The sequence below is a fragment of the Pseudomonas sp. ADAK21 genome (assembly GCF_012935735.1).
GTDB classification, from domain to species: domain Bacteria; phylum Pseudomonadota; class Gammaproteobacteria; order Pseudomonadales; family Pseudomonadaceae; genus Aquipseudomonas; species Aquipseudomonas proteolytica.
The window spans coordinates 1,247,097-1,265,774 of the sequence record NZ_CP052857.1; the positions used below are offsets into that span (position 1 = coordinate 1,247,097).

An 18,678-nucleotide genomic window follows, 5' to 3' on the forward strand; every position below is an offset into this window, starting at 1 on the left:
CCTGTATCTAAAAATGAGTAGTGACCGTGCCTGTTAACAGCCACCCTCGTCCGGTCATTCTGACCGAATCAGTCGACGCGGCGCGATGCGCCCGTCTTCGCTCACTTCACCGATACCGATAAAGCGACCGTTGTGATCTTGTACCCGCACCATGCCGAACTTCGGCGCATCCGGAGCGCGTACCGGTTGGCCGTTAAGCCAGTAGAACGCGCTGTGCTCCGAGAAATGCAGCAATGGCCAATCCAGCAAACCGCTGTCCGATGGCATCAGGAAGCGATCAACTGCTTCGTTGCCGCCTTCGGCATGCACGGCTTCCAACTCTTCCAGCGTGACCGTCTGGGCCAGGGTGAAAGGGCCTGCCTGTGTGCGTCGCAGTTCTGCAACGTACGCGCCGCAACCGAGTTGTTCACCAATATCTTCCACCAGGGTACGGATATAGGTGCCTTTGCTGCAGTCCACGGCCAAACGGGCGGTGTCGCCTTCACAGGCGAGCAATTCCAAGCGCGCAATAGTAACAGAACGCGGTTCACGCTCCACTACTTCGCCCGCACGTGCCAGCTTGTAAAGAGGCTGGCCATCACGCTTGAGAGCCGAGTACATGGGCGGTATCTGACTGATTTGCCCACGAAAAGCGGGTAAGGCAGCCTCAATATCTGCACGACCAACGGTCACGTCGCGAACCTGCAGAACATCACCTTCGGCATCGGCCGTGGTGGTGGTCTTGCCCAGTTGCATCAGGGTTTCGTAACCCTTGTCCGAATCGAGCAGGTACTGGGAGAACTTGGTAGCCTCGCCGAAACACAATGGCAATACGCCAGTCGCCAGGGGATCAAGGCTACCGGTGTGCCCCGCCTTCTCGGCATTGAGCAGCCAGCGGACCTTCTGCAAAGCGGCATTGGAGGTAAAGCCAATGGGCTTGTCGAGCAGGATGATACCGCTGACGTTACGACGGATACGTTTGACCTGAGCCACCGCTTACTCCTTGGCGTCTTCAGGTGTGGACGGATGCTGATTGTCTTCAGCCACTGCACGCTCGATCAGGGCCGACAGATGCGCACCACGCACGACGCTTTCGTCGTAGTGGAAGTGCAACTGCGGCACGCTGCGCAGCTTCATCTCGCGGGCCAACTGCATCCGCAAAAAACCTGCGGCGGAGTTGAGCACCTTGATGCTTTGCGCGATCTCTTCACTGTTGTCCTGGCCCATCACGGTGATGAAGATCTTCGCGTGACCAACGTCACGGCTCACTTCAACAGCGGTGATGGTGACCAGGCCAACGCGCGGGTCTTTGACTTCGCGACGGATCAGTTGGGCCAGCTCGCGCTGCATCTGATCGCCGATACGTTGGGTACGGCTGTATTCTTTTGCCATGTCTTGTTACCTGTTACTGCCACACGGTGAAACCCGTGGGGTCTGAAAGCGGCAAACGCCCGGCCTGACAAAAGCCAGACCGGGCGTTGCGTTTAGAGTCCGGACACTGCGCGGGGCATTTGCATGCCCACACGCGGCGTGGCTCCTGAAGTGCGCGAGTTAGAGGCTGCGAGCAACCTGGACCTTCTCGTAAACTTCGATCTTGTCGCCAGGCTTGACGTCGTTGTAGCTCTTGACGCCGATACCACATTCCATGCCGGCACGTACTTCGGAAGCGTCATCTTTGAAGCGGCGCAGGGATTCCAGCTCGCCTTCGAAGATAACGATGTCTTCACGCAGTACACGGATTGGACGGTTGCGGTACACAGTACCTTCGATAACCATGCAACCGGCAATCGCGCCGAACTTCGGCGAACGGAACACGTCACGAACTTCGGCGATACCCAGGATATTTTCCCGGACGTCACTGCCAAGCATGCCGGTGAGGGCCTTCTTGACGTCTTCGATGATGTCGTAGATGACGTTGTAGTAACGCATGTCCAGGCCTTCCTGCTCGACGATCTTCCGTGCGCCAGCATCGGCACGCACGTTGAAGCCGAACAGTACAGCGTTGGAAGCCAGTGCCAGGTTGGCGTCGGACTCGGTGATACCACCGACACCGCCACCGACAACACGCACTTGCACTTCGTCGTTACCCAGGCCGTTCAAGGCGCCGTTCAACGCTTCGAGGGAACCACGGACGTCAGATTTGAGGACGATGTTGAGCGTCTTCTTCTCTGCCTGGCCCATGTTCTCGAAGATGTTTTCCAGCTTGCCGGCGTGAGCACGGGCCAGTTTGACTTCGCGGAACTTGCCTTGACGGAACAGAGCCACTTCACGGGCTTTCTTCTCGTCCGACAGTACGCTCATCTCGTCGCCAGCGTCCGGGGTACCGTCCAGGCCGAGGATCTCGACAGGGATGGATGGACCCGCTTCCTTGATTGGCTTGCCGTTCTCGTCGAGCATGGCACGTACACGGCCATAGTTCGAACCGACCAGCACCATGTCGCCTTGGCGCAGGGTACCGTCTTGAACCAGAACGGTAGCAACCGGGCCACGACCTTTGTCGAGACGCGATTCAACCACAACACCACGACCCGGGGCCGATGGGGTTGCCTTGAGTTCCAGGACTTCGGCTTGCAGCAGAACAGCTTCGAGCAGTTCGTCTACGCCAGTACCGACCTTCGCCGAAACCGAAACGAACGGCGTATCACCGCCCCACTCTTCGGAAGTCACACCGTGAACCGACAGTTCGCTACGGATGCGATCAAGATCAGCGCCCGGCTTGTCGATTTTGTTCACGGCAACAACCAGTGGAACACCAGCGGCCTTGGCGTGCTGGACAGCTTCAATGGTCTGCGGCATTACGCCGTCGTCCGCTGCAACTACCAGGATCACGATGTCGGTCGCCTTGGCACCACGGGCACGCATTGCGGTAAACGCGGCGTGACCTGGGGTGTCAAGGAAGGTGACCATACCGCGCTCGGTTTCAACGTGGTATGCACCGATGTGCTGGGTGATACCACCGGCTTCGCCGGCAGCTACCTTGGCACGACGGATGTAGTCGAGCAGCGAGGTCTTACCATGGTCAACGTGGCCCATTACGGTCACGACTGGCGCACGGGAGAAGGTCTCGCCTTCAAACTTAAGGGACTCGGCCAGGGAGTCTTCCAGGGCGGTGTCGCTGACCAGGGTCACTTTGTGGCCCAGTTCTTCGGCTACCAGTTGAGCAGTTTCCTGGTCAAGCACCTGGTTGATGGTCGCTGGAGTACCCAGTTTGAACATGAACTTGATGATTTCAGCAGCCTTGACCGACATCTGATTGGCCAAATCGCCAACAGTGATGGTCTCGCCGATCTGCACATCACGCACGACAGGGCCGGTTGGGCTCTGGAAACCGTGGGCGTTGCGTTTCTTCAGCTTGGCCTTGCCGCGACCACCACGACGGAAGCCATCGCTTTCTTCGTCGGTAGTACGTGGCGCAACGCGTGGAGCAGGCGCTTTCTCTTTGACCGAGGCACGATGCGGAGCGTTTTTACGCTCGCCATCGCCACCACCACTGCGACGATTGTTATCGTCGGCACGTGGCTTGTCCGGACGACGAGGTTCGTCGCGCTTGCGAGCGTCAGCAGCAGGTGCTGGCGCAGCGGCAACCGGAGCAGCCTCACGCACAGCTTCAACAGGCGCTGCAGGAGCGGCGACTGCATCAGTAGCGGATTGCGCAGCAGCAGGCTGGCGACGCGCTTCTTCTTCGGCGCGACGCTTGGCTTCTTCTTCAGCCTTCTGACGTGCAGCATTTTCTACTGCGCGACGTTCGTCCATCTCGCGTTTGCGCTCGGCTTCGATTTCTTCCGGGCTGCGCTGTACGAAGACTTTCTTCTTACGTACTTCAACGCTGATGCTCTTGCTACCAGCCACCCGCAGGGTGCTGGTTGTTTTGCGCTGCAATGTAATCTTGCGCGGTTCTTCCACTTTCGCCTTGTGGCTGCTTTTCAAGTGAGTCAGCAACGATTGCTTCTCACTGTCGCTCACATGTTCCTCGGCGGCGGTGTGCGGCAGACCTGCCTCACGCATCTGCTGCAACAGGCGCTCTACCGGTGTTTTGACCTCATCGGCCAGTTGTTTCACCGTGACTTGCGTCATGCACTTCTCTCCTCAGGCCGCGCCTAATTACTCGAACCAATGGGCTCGGGCGGCCATGATCAACTTGCCGGCACGATCATCGTCAATGCCGTCGATGTCGAGCAGGTCGTCAATAGACTGCTCGGCCAGGTCTTCGCGGGTAATTACGCCGCGCACCGCCAGTTCCATCGCCAAATCCTTGTCCATACCCTCAAGCGAGAGCAGGTCTTCGGCCGGATGGGCGTCTGCCAGCTTTTCCTCAGTAGCGATGGCTTTAGTCAACAAGCGATCCTTGGCCCGAGCGCGAAGCTCGTTGACGGTGTCTTCGTCAAAGCCGTCGATGTTGAGCATTTCCTCCACCGGTACGTAGGCAATCTCTTCCAGGCTGGTGAAGCCTTCATCTACCAGCACCTGTGCCAGATCTTCGTCGACTTCCAGCTCGTCGATGAAGTTGCGCAGGATATCGCCGGTTTCTGCTTGCTGCTTAGCCTGGATGTCCGATTCGGTCATGACGTTCAGGGTCCAACCAGTCAACTGGCTGGCCAGACGCACGTTCTGACCACCGCGACCGATGGCCTGGGCCAGATTGTCTGCGCCAACGGCGATGTCCATTGCATGGGCATCTTCGTCAACAATAATTGCCGCAACTTCGGCCGGGGACATGGCGTTGATCACGAACTGCGCTGGGTTATCGTCCCACAGCACGATATCCACGCGCTCACCGCCCAATTCGCCCGACACTGCCTGGACGCGCGAACCGCGCATACCAATGCAAGCGCCTTGCGGGTCGATGCGTTTGTCCTTGGAGCGGACCGCGATCTTGGCACGCGAACCCGGGTCGCGGGACGCAGCCATGACTTCGATCAGGCCTTCGGCAATTTCCGGCACTTCGATACGGAACAGCTCGATCAACATTTCCGGCGCAGTACGCGACAGGATCAGTTGAGGGCCGCGGTTCTCAGTGCGGATTTCCTTGAGTAGCGCGCGCAAACGCACGCCAACACGGAAGGTTTCGCGGGAAATGATGTCTTCACGGGCCAACAACGCTTCTGCGTTGTTACCCAGGTCGACGATCACGTTGTCGCGAGTTACTTTCTTCACGGTGCCGGAGATGATTTCCCCCAGGCGCTCGCGATAGGCATCAACAACTTGGGCGCGCTCGGCTTCGCGAACCTTTTGCACGATGACCTGCTTGGCAGTCTGTGCAGCGATGCGGCCGAACTCGATGGACTCGATCTTTTCCTCGACGACGTCACCAACCTGGGCACCAGGATGCGTTAACGCAACCTTGCTCGGCCAGGTTTCGATGGCCGGATCATCAAGATCGGCTTCTTCGACGACCGTCCAGCGACGGAAAGTCTCATAGGCTCCGGTGTGGCGATTGATTTCCACACGCAGATCAACTTCGTCTTCAAAACGCTTTTTGGTAGCAGTGGCCAGGGCCAGCTCCAGCGCTTCAAAAATCACGTTTGCCGGTACGCCCTTTTCATTGGATACCGACTCAACAACCAGCAGTACTTCTTTGCTCATCGTACGCCTCGCCTTTCGCAAGCCATTGGATCCGCGGGATCCGCAGTTTCTGGCACGTCTCAGTCAAAACTGGGAATAATGTTGGCCTTGTCGATCATATCGATCGGCAACAGGAACTCGTGGTCTTCTACCTGCACCACTACATCCTGTTCTTCTACACCGCGCAGAAGGCCCTGAAAGTTGCGTCGCCCTTCGAAAGGAGATCGCAGCTTGATCTTCACTTGTTCACCGGCATATTTAGCAAACTGCTCAATAGTGAACAGTGGGCGTTCCATGCCTGGCGAGGAAACTTCGAGGGTGTATTCAACGGCGATCGGATCTTCAACATCCAGGACACCACTGATCTGACGGCTGACGATGGCACAATCGTCCACCAGCACGCCGCCCTCTTTATCGATATAAACGCGCAACATTGAGTGGCGACCTTGAGCCGAAAACTCAATACCCCAGCATTCATAGCCTAGGGCCACGACCACCGGGGCCAGCAAGGCCTGCAACTCTTCTAGCTTGCTCGACACCTGAACCCCCTCGTGCATGTATGTGCATGCTGTGCAAAATAAAAAAATGGGCGAAACGCCCATCCTTGAAACGCCGTCGAACAGCGGCGTTGAAAGTGTCCAGCTAACAAAAAGCCCCTTAAAAGGGGCTCCGCTAAAACTGGTTGCGGGGGCCGGATTTGAACCGACGACCTTCGGGTTATGAGCCCGACGAGCTACCAGACTGCTCCACCCCGCGACAAAGCTGGGGCGGAAGTATACGACCGATCCCTTACAGGGTCAATGTAACCTTCCACCTACAAGAAAGCCCGCAACAGCGGGCTCTCCTGATAATTGGTACCGAGAAGGGGACTCGAACCCCTACACCCTATGGGCACAACCACCTCAAGGTTGCGTGTCTACCAATTCCACCACCTCGGCAATACAGCGTTTACAACCTTCTTACTTCTGCTCTTGAGCTGGAGGCACGTCAGTCGCTGGAGTAGCCGACTTTTGCTCTTGAAGCACCGGGACATCATCAGAAGCCGGTTTTGCTTTTGGAACTTCCAACACTGCTGGATCTGGCAAACCTGCTTGAGTCAGCACATGAGCTTTCTCTTTAGCAAAGTAACCTAACCCCAGGCTGGTTATGAAGAAACCGGCGGCAAGTATAGCAGTAAACTTACTAAGAAAGGTAGAGGAACCTTGGCTTCCGAACACAGTATTTGAAGCACCTGCCCCGAAAGACGCACCAGCGTCCGCACCTTTACCCTGTTGCAGCAATACCAAGGCAACAACGCCCAGTGCACCCAACAGATGAAAAACGACTACGACTGTTTCCAGCATTTTCTCAGTTTCCCGCGGCGCGACAAATCGCACCGAACTCATCTGCATTCAGGGAAGCTCCACCAATGAGCCCCCCATCGATATCCGGCATGCCGAACAGTTCGACCGCATTGGCCGCCTTCACGCTGCCGCCGTATAGAAGCCGCACACCTTGCGCGACCTCAGAATTCTCTGCCGCCAACTGCGCGCGGATGGCTGCGTGCACATCCTGCGCCTGTTGCGGTGTAGCAGTCAGCCCGGTGCCAATGGCCCAGACCGGCTCGTAAGCAATCACTGCCTTTGCAAATGCACCAACACCCAGCTCCTCGATGATGCTGCCCAACTGACGCGAGACAACTTCAAGAGTCTTGCCGGATTCACGCTGCTCAAGGGTCTCCCCTATGCACAACACGGGAATCAGGCCACAAGCCTGTGCCGCTGCGAACTTGCGGTTGAGTGTCCCATCACGCTCGCCCATCATCTGACGGCGCTCGGAGTGCCCAACGAGCACATAGGAACAACCTGCATCAACCAGCTGACTCGGTGCAATCTCACCAGTCAACGCACCCTGCATGGCTTCTACTGCGGAATTCTGCGCGCCGACCTGGATCGACTTGCCTTTCAAGCCATCAACCACTTGGTTGATATGCAAGCAAGGCGGGAATACCGCGATATCGACACCACTCGGCAGTGCCAAGTGACGAAGGCCATTGACCAGCTCAGCGACACTGGCGCGGGTACCGTGCATCTTCCAGTTACCAGCTACCATAGTGCGACGCATGCTGTACCTCGTCGGTCAAAGTGGGCGCAGATGTTACCCAACCGCATCAACACTGGCAAGCCGAATTCAGGCGCAAACTTCAGTTACCAGTTTTGCCAGCTCCTCGGCATAGCCGCGAACCTGTGTTTCGTCATCGCCTTCGACCATGACACGCACCAAAGGCTCGGTCCCCGACTTGCGCAACAAGACCCGGCCACGGCCCGCCATAGCGACGGTAACACGCTCACAGGCTTCCTTGATGGCCGGGTGCTCGATAGGGTTTTCACCCCCAGAGAAACGCACATTGAGCAGTACCTGAGGACATTTGCGCAATGCTTGACGTGCCTGGGCCAGGCTCTCTTCACGGCGACGCAAGGCCAATAGCACCTGCAACGCAGCGATGATCGCATCACCGGTAGTGGTGTGCTGGAAGCACACTACGTGCCCGGAATTCTCGCCACCCACAACCCAGTTGCGCTCCAGCAGCTCGGCAATCACGTAGCGGTCGCCAACATTGGCGCGCACAAACGGGATCCCCAGATCTGCCAGGGCCAACTCCAGCCCCAGGTTACTCATCAAGGTACCGACGACGCCGCCTTGCAGCTTGTTACGCTCATGCAGGTCACGGGCAATGATGAACAGCAGGTCGTCACCGTCAACGATGGCGCCCGTGTGATCGACCATCAAAACGCGGTCGCCGTCGCCATCAAAGGCAATACCCAGGTCCGCGTGCTCAGCCAATACCGCCGCCTGCAACTGCCCCATATGGGTCGAGCCGCAGTTGTCGTTGATGTTCAGGCCGTTGGGCTGAGCCGACAGCACAGTCACCTCGGCCCCCAACTCCTTGAATACGCTGGGCGCCACCTTGTAGGTCGCACCGTGGGCGCAGTCGATCACCACCTTGAGCCCGGCAAAATTGGTACTGGTGGGCACGCTGCTTTTGCAAAACTCGATATAACGACCCGAAGCGTCGTTGATCCGCGAAACCTTGCCCAGCTTGCTCGATTCGACGACGGTCATCGGCGCATCCAGCAGCTCTTCAATCATATGCTCGATCTCGTCCGGCAGCTTGGTGCCCTGACCCGAAAAGAACTTGATGCCATTATCATCATGGGGATTGTGCGAAGCGCTGATCACAATCCCGGCTTCAGCGTGAAAGGTACGCGTGAGGTAAGCGATCGCCGGCGTAGGCATCGGCCCCAGCAACATCACGTCAGCCCCGGCAGCAGACAGGCCCGCCTCCAATGCAGATTCGAACATGTAACCAGAGATCCGCGTGTCCTTGCCGACCAGGATGCGACATGCCCCCATGCTGCGGAAAGCCATCCCGGCCGCCCAGCCCAGCTTGAGCATGAAATCCGGAGTGATCGGGAATTCGCCGACCCGACCACGAATACCGTCGGTGCCAAAATATTTCTTTGTCATAAGTGCTCCATCATTCTTATTCGGCTGATTCTACCGCTTCGATCATCCGCACTACGTCAACGGTCTCGGCCACATCGTGCACCCGTAGAATGCGCGCACCCTTGGCGACAGCCAAGGCCGCCAGGGCCAGTCCGCCGTGCAGGCGCTCGCCCACGGGACGATTCAAGGCCATGCCTATCATGCTCTTGCGCGACACCCCAACCAACAGGGGACGACCAAGGGCATGCAGCGACTGCATATGTTTGAACAGGCTCAAGTTGTGCTGCAGGGTTTTGGCAAAACCAAACCCGGGGTCGAGAATGATCCGCTCAGGTGCAATTCCCACAGCGGCGCATTGGGCAATGCGATCCACCAGGAATTCCGTCACTTCTTCAACAAGGTTGTCGTAGTGCGGAGCGTCCTGCATCGTCCCGGGCTCACCGAGCATATGCATCAGACAGACCGGCAACCCAGTGGCCGCAGCAGCGTCCAGCGCGCCGTCGCGCTGCAATGAGCGCACGTCGTTGATCAACCCCGCTCCAAGCCGCGCGGTTTCACGCATGACGGCTGGGGTCGAGGTGTCTACTGAAATGATTACATCCAATTCGCGATGGATTCGCTCGACAATCGGCGCTACACGCTCCATCTCCTCCAATGGGGAGACAGCGCGCGCTCCTGGCCGGGTCGATTCGCCACCAACATCGATCAGGGTCGCACCTGCAGCGACCATCGCTTCTGCATGGCGCAATGCCGCATCCAGCTGACTGAAGCGGCCACCGTCGGAAAAGGAATCAGGGGTTACATTGAGAATGCCCATAACGTGAGTACGGGCCAAATCAAGAACCCGGCTGCCGCAAGGCAACCGGGTAGAGGGCGACGCAGAAGTCATTTCAAGCCTTAAAGGTCGGCAGCCGGGCCGCCGATTGGGTTTTCCGGGCGCTCGTTCTGTACTACTGGCGGTGTGCCTGAAGTACCCGAACCACCTTCCCAATCGCGAGGCTCACGAGGCGTACGGCCGGCCATGATGTCGTCAATCTGTTCGGCATCAATGGTCTCGTACTTCATCAGGGCATCAGCCATGGCGTCGAGCTTGTCGCGGTTATCGGTAAGGATCTGCTTGGCCGTGCCGTAGCACTGGTCAATGATGCTGCGCACTTCGGAGTCAATCAGCTTGGCAGTCTCACCAGAGAAGCTGGCACTTTGACCACCGCCGCCACGCCCCAGGAACACTTCACCTTCTTCCTCGGCATACATCAGTGGGCCAAGTTTTTCCGACAGACCCCACTTGGTGACCATATTCCGCGCAATCTGGCTGGCACGCATGATGTCGTTGGACGCGCCGGTGGTAACACCGTCAAAACCCAAGGTCATCTCTTCAGCGATACGGCCGCCGTACAGCGAACAGATCTGGCTGATCAGGGCGCGCTTGGAGAGGCTGTAGCGATCCTCTTCCGGCAGGAACATGGTGACACCCAGTGCGCGACCACGCGGAATGATCGAGACCTTGTAGACCGGGTCATGCTCAGGCACAACACGACCGACAATGGCGTGACCAGCTTCGTGATAAGCGGTGTTCTGCTTCTCTTTTTCGGACATGACCATGGATTTGCGCTCGGCACCCATCATGATCTTGTCTTTGGCCAGCTCGAATTCTTTCATCTCGACGATGCGCTTGCCGGTACGGGCAGCGAACAGCGAGGCCTCGTTCACCAGGTTGGCCAGGTCGGCACCGGAGAAACCAGGAGTACCACGGGCAATCACACCCGGAGCCACGTCATCGCCCATCGGCACTTTGCGCATGTGGACCTTGAGAATCTGCTCGCGGCCACGGATATCTGGCAAGCCCACCACGACCTGACGGTCGAAACGGCCCGGACGCAGCAGCGCAGGGTCAAGTACGTCAGGACGGTTGGTGGCGGCAATCACGATGATGCCATCGTTCATTTCAAAGCCGTCCATCTCCACCAGCAACTGGTTGAGGGTCTGCTCACGCTCGTCGTGACCACCGCCCATACCAGCACCACGATGGCGACCGACAGCGTCGATTTCATCGATGAAGATGATGCAAGGCGCGTGCTTCTTGGCCTGCTCGAACATGTCACGCACACGGCTTGCACCTACGCCGACAAACATCTCGACGAAGTCGGAACCGGAAATGGTGAAGAACGGCACCTTGGCTTCGCCGGCAATCGCCTTGGCAAGCAGGGTCTTACCGGTACCCGGAGGACCGACCATCAGTACACCGCGAGGAATACGGCCGCCCAGGCGCTGGAACTTGCCCGGATCGCGCAGGAACTCGACCAACTCACCGACTTCTTCCTTGGCTTCGTCGCAACCTGCAACGTCAGCCAGGGTAGTTTTCACCTGATCTTCAGAAAGCAGGCGCGCCTTGCTCTTGCCGAAGCTCATCGGCCCGCCCTTGCCCCCCGCGCCGCCTTGCATCTGGCGCATGAAGAACATGAACACGGCGATAATCACCAGGATCGGGAAGCTGGCTACCAGCAGCTGGGTCCAGATGCTCTGCTGCTCAGGCTGCTTACCTTCGACGACGACCTTGTTATCCACCAGGTCGCCGATCAGGCCATTGTCCTGGATCGCCGGACGAATGGTCTTGAAGCTATCGCCATCGTTGCGTTTGCCAGTGATCACGTAGCCATCAACCGCCACGCGCTCGACCTTGCCATCCTTAACTTGCTGGATGAAGTCGGAATAGTTGAGGGTCTGCGGCTCGTTAGGGCTGGAGAAGTTGTTCATCACCGTCACCAGGACAGCCGCGATGATCAACCACAGGATCAGATTCTTTGCCATATCGTTCAATTAACTACCCTCTGAAGCAAGCTCCGCTACTGGCGCGCGCTTCGCATGATATTCACCGGCCTAACTTACTACATTACCTACAACTCTGGCAGGCGCCGTCTGTAACCCTTTGTGAAACTTTGACTACACAATATTCGTAAAGCTTCATGACGAAAGCGATATAAAAAAACCTATCGCCTACCTCGAATTCCTCAAAAACGCTCTTCGCTCGCAGCGCCCTCGACACCGCGGAAGCCGCGGCACAACAAATACTGCTCCCTGGACCTGTCCCGGGAAGAGTCAGGCTTGCGCGTCTGCACCTTGTCGAACAACTTGCGAATGTTCTTGTGGTACTCGTCAAAACCTTCGCCCTGGAAGACCTTCACAAGGAAATCTCCACCTGGACGCAAAACCCGACCCGCCAAATCCAGCGCCAATTCACAGAGGAACATCGCGCGCGGCATATCAACGGCCGGTAATCCACTCATATTGGGGGCCATGTCGGAAATCACAAGGTCTACCTGTGAATTTCCTACCGCCTCAAGGATCTGCGCAAGTACGGCGTCCTCGGTGAAGTCACCGTGAACAAAGGTCACATCCGGGATGCTGTCCATTTCCAGGATATCGGACGCGATCAGACGCCCCTGCCCACCAATCAGACGACTGGTCACCTGGGACCAACCACCTGGGGCGGCCCCCAGGTCAATAACGCTCATGCCCGGACGGATCAACTTGTCCTTGTCCTGGATCTCCAGCAGTTTGTAACTGGCCCGTGAACGGTAGCCGTCCTTCTGCGCCTTTTTGACGTAAGGATCGTTGAAATGCTCTTGCAGCCACTTAAGGCTAGTTTTGGAACGGGCCACGGGCCACCTCGAAAATAAAACGGGTCGTGATTAACTGGGCGGTCCCGGACTCGCTCGGGTAAACTGGCCGCCGCTTTTTACAAGATCAGACGCAGGGGTCAGATTATGCCGCTCACTCAAGAGCAGAAGAAACAGTACAAATCCATTGGCCACCATCTGAAACCAGTTCTGATTGTGGCAGACAACGGTTTGACTGAAGGTGTGTTAGCCGAACTTGAACGCGCATTAGGCGATCACGAGCTGATCAAGATCAAGGTCAATATCCTTGATCGCGAAGCACGCCTGGCCGCCATTGCAGAACTGTGCAAGGTGGGCAAAGCGGACCTGGTTCAGGTCATCGGCAAGATGGCGCTGCTGTATCGCAAGAATTTCAGCGCCAACAAGCAACTGTCGAACGTTCATCGCTTCAAATGATTCAAGGGTCACGGGCGTGCTTCGCGCGCCCTGCCGCTCCACCCCGGCGCAGGCTGTACCACCAGCACCAAGCCAGAAAACCCTAGCACAAGATAGCTGAACAGCTGCCAGCGCAACGCTTCCGGCAGCAATATGCGCACCACGCAATACATTGCGCACGCATACAGCGCCATCAACAGCAGTTGCCCACGCATATCCCGCCACAAACTCCCCAAGCCCTCGGCCTTGATCAGCACAAGCGCCTGGAGCGTCACGCACGCGGCTGCAAAACCTACCAGCAACGCACTCAATAATCCGCCGATCTCATAGATCAGCAACGGCGCCAGGCCAATCATGCCCAGCACCGGCAATACACCCAGGTGCAACAGCCACAGGCCGCCAACCCAGAGCATCTGGGTCAACTGCCAAAGCATGGCGCCCGCTCGAAGCGGGCGCCGCCTTTCAGATGTGACGAACTTCGACAATCTCGTACTCGATCACGCCACCAGGCGTCTTGACGGCCACCACATCACCCTCTTCCTTGGCGATCAAGGCACGGGCCAGGGGCGAGCCGACGGAGATCTTGCCGAGTTTGAAGTCAGCTTCATCCTCACCCACGATGTGGTAAGTCACGCGCTCATCCGTCTCGACGTTGGCGATTTCCACAGTGGTACCGAAAATCACTTTGCCGGTGTGCGGAATGCTTGTGACATCAATGATGACCTGATTCTGAATCCGCCCTTCAATATCACGGATCCGCGCCTCGACCATACCCTGCTGCTCGCGGGCAGCGTGGTATTCGGCGTTTTCCTTCAAGTCACCCAGCTCGCGGGCCGTACCGATGTCCTGGCTCAGCTTCGGACGTACGACCTTGGTCAGATGGGCGTGCTCCTCTTCCAGGGCCTTGGCGCCCTGGACAGTCATAGGGTATTTGATCATGCCTTCAATCCTGCGTGTAGATCCTGCAAGCGACGCACGGTCTTTTCCGGACCGAACTTGAGCGCTTCACAGATAGCTTCGCCAGCAGCAATGGTGGTGGTGCAGTAGATCTTATGCTGCAAGGCGTTTCGACGAATGGAGTAGGAGTCCGCGATCGACTGGCGACCTTCGGTGGTGTTGATGATCAGGGTGACTTCGTCATTCTTGATCATGTCGACCACGTGCGGACGACCTTCCGTTACCTTGTTCACGCGACGCACTTTCAGGCCAGCCGCCTCAATCAGCTTGGCAGTCCCGGCAGTCGCCACGACCTCGAAGCCCAAGTTGATCAGATCACGGGCCACGCCTGCAACCAGTGGCTTGTCATCGTCACGCACGCTGATAAACGCAGTACCGCCGGTCGGCAGCACTTCGCTGGCGCCCATCTGGGCCTTGGCGAATGCTTCGCCGAAGGTATCGCCCACGCCCATCACTTCACCGGTGGACTTCATCTCTGGGCCCAGGATCGGGTCCACACCAGGGAATTTGGCGAAAGGGAACACCGCTTCTTTCACACTGTAGAAGTTCGGAATGATTTCCTTGGTGAAGCCGATTTCCTTCAAGGTTTTACCGGCCATTACACGGGCGGCAATCATCGCCAGGGACACACCGATGCACTTGGAAACAAACGGCACGGTACGCGAAGCACGCGGGTTGACCTCGATGACGTAGATGTCTTCGCCTTGCAGCGCCAACTGTACGTTCATCAGGCCGACCACACCCAGTTCCAGGGCCATTTTCTTGACCTGCTCGCGCATCTCGTCCTGGATGTGCAGCGGCAACGAGTACGGCGGCAGGGAGCACGCGGAGTCACCGGAGTGAACGCCTGCCTGCTCGATGTGCTGCATGATCGCGCCAATCACCACGTCGGTACCGTCGCAGACCGCATCCACGTCCATCTCGATGGCGCAGTTGAGGAAGTGGTCCAGCAGGACCGGGCTGTCATTGGACACTTTCACCGCGTCACGCAGGTAGCGTTTGAGTTCTTCTTCTTCGTAGACGATTTCCATCGCCCGGCCGCCCAACACGTAGGACGGACGTACCACCAACGGGTAGCCGATCTTGCTGGCCGCACGGATGGCCTCGTCTTCGCTGCGCACGGTCGCGTTTGGCGGCTGGCGCAGGTTCAGGCGCTCGACCATCTGCTGGAAGCGCTCACGGTCTTCGGCACGGTCGATGGCGTCAGGGCTGGTACCGATGATCGGCACGCCGGCCGCTTCCAGGGCACGCGCCAGTTTCAGCGGAGTTTGCCCGCCGTACTGGACGATCACGCCTTTTGGCTTCTCGACGCGACAGATTTCCAGCACGTCTTCCAGGGTTACTGGCTCGAAGTACAGGCGATCGGAGGTGTCGTAGTCAGTGGAAACGGTTTCCGGGTTGCAGTTGACCATGATGGTCTCGTACCCGTCTTCGCGCAGAGCGAGGGCGGCGTGGACGCAGCAGTAGTCGAACTCGATGCCCTGGCCGATACGGTTTGGACCGCCGCCCAGGATGATGATCTTGTCGCGGCCCGACGGCGCGGCTTCGCACTCTTCCTCGTAGGTGGAGTACAGGTACGCGGTGTCGGTGGCGAACTCTGCGGCGCACGTGTCAACGCGCTTGTAGACCGGGAAGATATCCAGCTTGTGGCGATGGGTGCGCAGGTTCTTCTCGGTCACGCCCAGCAGCTTGGCCAGACGCTGGTCAGAGAAGCCTTTGCGCTTGAGGCGGAACATCAGGTCGCGGTCGATAGAGGACAGACCCAGGGTCTTGACCTTCTCTTCTTCCTTGATCAGATCTTCGATCTGCACCAGGAACCACGGGTCAATCATGTTCATGCCGAAGATGTCTTCGACGGTCATGCCAGCGCGGAAAGCATCAGCCACGTACCAGATACGCTCGGCGCCTGGCACGGTCAGCTCGCGCTTGAGCACGCTCATGCTTTCTGGGTTGCTCAGGTCGAGCTTCTCGTCCAGACCGCAAACGCCCACTTCCAGGCCACGCAGGGCTTTCTGCAGCGACTCCTGGAAGGTCCGGCCGATGGCCATGACTTCACCGACCGACTTCATCTGAGTGGTCAGGCGGGCGTCGGCTTTCGGGAATTTCTCGAAAGCGAAGCGTGGCAGCTTAGTGACGACGTAGTCGATCGACGGCTCGAAGGACGCCGGCGTAGCACCACCAGTGATCTCGTTTTGCAGCTCGTCCAAGGTATAACCGATCGCCAGCTTGGCAGCGATGCGCGCAATCGGGAAGCCGGTAGCTTTTGATGCCAGCGCCGAAGAACGCGATACACGCGGGTTCATCTCGATCACGACCATACGGCCGGTGTTCGGGCAGATACCGAACTGAACGTTGGAACCGCCGGTTTCAACGCCGATCTCACGCAGTACCGCCAACGAGGCGTTACGCATGATCTGGTATTCCTTGTCCGTCAGGGTCTGTGCCGGAGCCACGGTGATCGAGTCACCGGTGTGCACACCCATTGGGTCGAAGTTTTCGATCGAGCAGACGATGATGCAGTTGTCCTTTTTGTCGCGGACAACTTCCATCTCGTACTCTTTCCAGCCGATCAGGGATTCGTCGATCAGCAGCTCCTTGGTCGGCGACAGGTCCAGACCGCGTGCGCAGATTTCTTCGAATTCTTCACGGTTGTAAGCGATACCGCCGCCAGTGCCGCCCATCGTGAAGGACGGACGGATAATGCACGGGAAACCCAGCTTTTCGAGAACCGCGTTGGCCTCTTCCATGCTGTGGGCGATGCCCGAGCGCGGGCAATCAAGACCGATGGACTTCATGGCCTTGTCGAAACGCGAGCGGTCTTCAGCCTTGTCGATGGTGTCGGCATTAGCGCCAATCATCTCTACGCCGAACTTTTCCAGGACGCCTTCGCGCTCCAGGTCCAGGGCGCAGTTCAGTGCAGTCTGGCCGCCCATGGTCGGCAGCAGTGCATCTGGACGCTCTTTCTCGATGATCTTGGCAACGGTCTGCCACTTGATCGGTTCGATGTAAGTGGCGTCGGCCATGTCCGGGTCGGTCATGATGGTGGCCGGGTTGGAGTTCACCAGGATGACGCGGTAACCCTCTTCGCGCAGGGCCTTGCAGGCCTGGGCGCCGGAGTAGTCGAATTCGCAGGCCTGGCCGATAACGATCGGGCCAGCGCCGAGAATCAGGATGCTTTTTATGTCTGTACGTTTTGGCATGGGTTTGTCACTCAAATCCGCAGGTCAGTCGGCAAGCCGTCTTGAACAATCCTTGAAGAGCCTGAGGGGGCCGCCGGTTTCCCGGGCCGCCCTCAGGCCGCTCATTTAGCGTCGCTTGGCCATCTCATTGATGAAACGGTCGAACAGCGGCGCTACGTCGTTCGGGCCCGGGCTCGCTTCAGGGTGGCCCTGGAAGCTGAACGCGCTCTTGTCGGTGCGCTCGATACCCTGCAGGGAACCGTCGAACAGCGACTTGTGAATGGCGCGCACATTGGCCGGCAAGGTGGCTTCATCCACCGCAAAACCGTGGTTCTGGCTGGTAATCATCACTACGCCAGTGTCCAGGTCTTGTACCGGGTGGTTGGCACCATGATGGCCATGGCCCATTTTCAGGGTCTTGGCGCCGGAGGCCAGGGCCAGCAGTTGGTGACCCAGGCAGATACCGAATACCGGGATCTCGGTGTCCAGCACTTCCTTGATAGCCTTGATGGCGTAGTCGCATGGCTCCGGGTCACCCGGGCCGTTGGACAGGAACACACCATCCGGTTGCAGGGCCAGTACGTCGGCGGCCGGGGTTTGCGCCGGCACCACGGTCACGCGGCAACCGCGCTCGACCAGCATGCGCAGGATGTTGTACTTCACGCCGTAGTCGTAAGCGACCACGTGGTAGGGCAACTCGCTAGCCTCGATGGTTGCGTGGCTGTCAGTCTTCAAGTCCCAGACAGTGGAGCGCCACTCGTACTGTTCTTTGGTGCTGACGACTTTCGCCAGATCCATGCCTTTCAGGCCAGGGAAGCCCTGCGCTGCAGCAATCGCTGCGGCTTCGGAAACATCGTCACCGACCATGATGCAGCCATTCTGCGAGCCTTTTTCACGCAGGATGCGTGTCAGGCGGCGCGTATCGATACCGGCGATTGCCACAACGTTGTTGGCTTTCAGGTAATCGGACAGCGACATCGTGTTACGCCAGTTGCTCGCAACCAGTGGCAGGTCACGAATCACCAGACCAGCCGACCAGACACGATCAGACTCGACATCTTCCGGTGTAGTACCGGTGTTGCCGATGTGCGGATAGGTCAGGGTAACGATCTGTTGGGCGTAGGAAGGATCGGTAAGGATTTCCTGATAGCCGGTCATGGCGGTGTTGAACACCACCTCTCCAACGGTCTGACCGTCGGCTCCAATGGCTTCGCCGCGAAAAATGCTGCCATCAGCAAGGGCGAGTATGGCTGGCTTAGTCAAGAAGACCTCCCGTAAATAAAGCCTGAAAGGGCGATCGCAGGTTGTAAAAAAGCGGAGTGACGTATGGACACGTCACCCCGCTTCTTCACTGAATTATTCTGCGCGCTTTTAGTGGACACACTAAAGCTGTAGCTTACAGAAAAAGGCTTTTTTGGTCCACCGCTAAAGAGCCTAAAAGGCAGGAGAATGCGACAGGACGT

16 protein-coding genes and 2 tRNA genes are annotated in these 18,678 nt (G+C 58.0%); 1 reads left to right on the top strand and 17 read right to left on the bottom strand.

Going from position 1 to position 18,678, the window contains the following annotated elements; all coding sequences use genetic code 11:
• Positions 1-54 precede the first annotated feature (54 nt).
• From truB to rlmE, 13 genes are all read right to left on the bottom strand, one after another.
• Entirely contained in the window at positions 55-972 is a 918-nt protein-coding gene (gene truB / locus HKK57_RS05790) for a tRNA pseudouridine(55) synthase TruB (protein ID WP_003176136.1), read from the bottom strand.
• A gap of 3 nt (positions 973-975) precedes the next feature.
• Positions 976-1,371: a 30S ribosome-binding factor RbfA gene (rbfA, locus tag HKK57_RS05795; protein WP_029298974.1), complete on the bottom strand. Its 396-nt coding sequence runs from the start codon at positions 1,369-1,371 to the stop codon at positions 976-978.
• Positions 1,372-1,530: 159 nt separating this feature from the next.
• On the bottom strand, positions 1,531-4,053 hold the full coding sequence (infB, locus tag HKK57_RS05800) for a translation initiation factor IF-2 (RefSeq protein ID WP_029298975.1): 2,523 nt from the start codon (positions 4,051-4,053) through the stop codon (positions 1,531-1,533).
• A 27-nt stretch (positions 4,054-4,080) separates the two neighbouring features.
• Entirely contained in the window at positions 4,081-5,562 is a 1,482-nt protein-coding gene (gene nusA, locus HKK57_RS05805; protein ID WP_029298976.1) for a transcription termination factor NusA, read from the bottom strand.
• Positions 5,563-5,621: 59 nt separating this feature from the next.
• Positions 5,622-6,080 (bottom strand): ribosome maturation factor RimP, encoded by a 459-nt coding sequence (rimP, locus tag HKK57_RS05810; protein WP_032867412.1) that lies wholly within the window; start codon positions 6,078-6,080, stop codon positions 5,622-5,624.
• Positions 6,081-6,220: 140 nt separating this feature from the next.
• A tRNA-Met gene (locus HKK57_RS05815) sits at positions 6,221-6,297 on the bottom strand.
• Positions 6,298-6,393: 96 nt separating this feature from the next.
• A tRNA-Leu gene (locus tag HKK57_RS05820) sits at positions 6,394-6,479 on the bottom strand.
• Between the two features lie 21 nt (positions 6,480-6,500).
• Positions 6,501-6,884, bottom strand: a complete 384-nt coding sequence (secG, locus tag HKK57_RS05825; RefSeq protein ID WP_029298979.1) for a preprotein translocase subunit SecG — start codon at positions 6,882-6,884, stop codon at positions 6,501-6,503.
• Between the two features lie 4 nt (positions 6,885-6,888).
• A complete protein-coding gene (tpiA, locus tag HKK57_RS05830) occupies positions 6,889-7,644 on the bottom strand; it encodes a triose-phosphate isomerase (RefSeq protein WP_070994377.1) in 756 nt (251 codons plus the stop codon).
• A 66-nt stretch (positions 7,645-7,710) separates the two neighbouring features.
• A complete protein-coding gene (gene glmM / locus HKK57_RS05835) occupies positions 7,711-9,048 on the bottom strand; it encodes a phosphoglucosamine mutase (RefSeq protein WP_029298983.1) in 1,338 nt (445 codons plus the stop codon).
• 16 nt (positions 9,049-9,064) lie between these two features.
• Positions 9,065-9,916 carry a dihydropteroate synthase gene (folP, locus tag HKK57_RS05840; RefSeq protein WP_029298986.1) on the bottom strand — a complete coding sequence of 284 codons (852 nt, stop codon included), beginning with the start codon at positions 9,914-9,916 and terminating at the stop codon, positions 9,065-9,067.
• Positions 9,917-9,924: 8 nt separating this feature from the next.
• A complete protein-coding gene (gene ftsH / locus HKK57_RS05845) occupies positions 9,925-11,835 on the bottom strand; it encodes an ATP-dependent zinc metalloprotease FtsH (RefSeq protein WP_029298988.1) in 1,911 nt (636 codons plus the stop codon).
• 200 nt (positions 11,836-12,035) lie between these two features.
• Positions 12,036-12,686: a 23S rRNA (uridine(2552)-2'-O)-methyltransferase RlmE gene (gene rlmE / locus HKK57_RS05850; RefSeq protein WP_029298990.1), complete on the bottom strand. Its 651-nt coding sequence runs from the start codon at positions 12,684-12,686 to the stop codon at positions 12,036-12,038.
• Between the two features lie 105 nt (positions 12,687-12,791).
• Between rlmE and HKK57_RS05855 the strand changes: the two genes are divergently transcribed.
• Positions 12,792-13,100 carry a YhbY family RNA-binding protein gene (locus HKK57_RS05855; protein WP_029298992.1) on the top strand — a complete coding sequence of 103 codons (309 nt, stop codon included), beginning with the start codon at positions 12,792-12,794 and terminating at the stop codon, positions 13,098-13,100.
• A gap of 8 nt (positions 13,101-13,108) precedes the next feature.
• Here the strand turns inward: HKK57_RS05855 and HKK57_RS05860 are convergent, their stop codons facing one another.
• The 4 genes from HKK57_RS05860 to carA form a co-directional block, all read right to left on the bottom strand.
• Positions 13,109-13,513: an MFS transporter gene (locus HKK57_RS05860; protein WP_070994378.1), complete on the bottom strand. Its 405-nt coding sequence runs from the start codon at positions 13,511-13,513 to the stop codon at positions 13,109-13,111.
• A gap of 28 nt (positions 13,514-13,541) precedes the next feature.
• Positions 13,542-14,018, bottom strand: coding sequence for a transcription elongation factor GreA (gene greA / locus HKK57_RS05865; RefSeq protein ID WP_008029775.1), 477 nt, complete (start codon positions 14,016-14,018; stop codon positions 13,542-13,544).
• Positions 14,015-17,236 carry a carbamoyl-phosphate synthase large subunit gene (carB, locus tag HKK57_RS05870; protein ID WP_029298996.1) on the bottom strand — a complete coding sequence of 1,074 codons (3,222 nt, stop codon included), beginning with the start codon at positions 17,234-17,236 and terminating at the stop codon, positions 14,015-14,017. Before carB ends, greA begins: the two co-directional genes overlap by 4 nt.
• 105 nt (positions 17,237-17,341) lie before the next feature.
• Positions 17,342-18,478: a glutamine-hydrolyzing carbamoyl-phosphate synthase small subunit gene (carA, locus tag HKK57_RS05875; protein ID WP_169389905.1), complete on the bottom strand. Its 1,137-nt coding sequence runs from the start codon at positions 18,476-18,478 to the stop codon at positions 17,342-17,344.
• Positions 18,479-18,678 lie beyond the last annotated feature (200 nt).

Coding starts and splice junctions, on each gene's coding strand:
- greA (WP_008029775.1), bottom strand. CDS start 14,018: ATGATCAAATACCCTATGACTGTCCAGGGCGCCAAGGCCCTGGAAGAG.
- tpiA (WP_070994377.1), bottom strand. CDS start 7,644: ATGCGTCGCACTATGGTAGCTGGTAACTGGAAGATGCACGGTACCCGC.
- folP (WP_029298986.1), bottom strand. CDS start 9,916: ATGACTTCTGCGTCGCCCTCTACCCGGTTGCCTTGCGGCAGCCGGGTT.
- nusA (WP_029298976.1), bottom strand. CDS start 5,562: ATGAGCAAAGAAGTACTGCTGGTTGTTGAGTCGGTATCCAATGAAAAG.
- ftsH (WP_029298988.1), bottom strand. CDS start 11,835: ATGGCAAAGAATCTGATCCTGTGGTTGATCATCGCGGCTGTCCTGGTG.
- glmM (WP_029298983.1), bottom strand. CDS start 9,048: ATGACAAAGAAATATTTTGGCACCGACGGTATTCGTGGTCGGGTCGGC.
- HKK57_RS05855 (WP_029298992.1), top strand. CDS start 12,792: ATGCCGCTCACTCAAGAGCAGAAGAAACAGTACAAATCCATTGGCCAC.
- infB (WP_029298975.1), bottom strand. CDS start 4,053: ATGACGCAAGTCACGGTGAAACAACTGGCCGATGAGGTCAAAACACCG.
- rbfA (WP_029298974.1), bottom strand. CDS start 1,371: ATGGCAAAAGAATACAGCCGTACCCAACGTATCGGCGATCAGATGCAG.
- carB (WP_029298996.1), bottom strand. CDS start 17,236: ATGCCAAAACGTACAGACATAAAAAGCATCCTGATTCTCGGCGCTGGC.
- HKK57_RS05860 (WP_070994378.1), bottom strand. CDS start 13,513: ATGCTTTGGCAGTTGACCCAGATGCTCTGGGTTGGCGGCCTGTGGCTG.
- secG (WP_029298979.1), bottom strand. CDS start 6,884: ATGCTGGAAACAGTCGTAGTCGTTTTTCATCTGTTGGGTGCACTGGGC.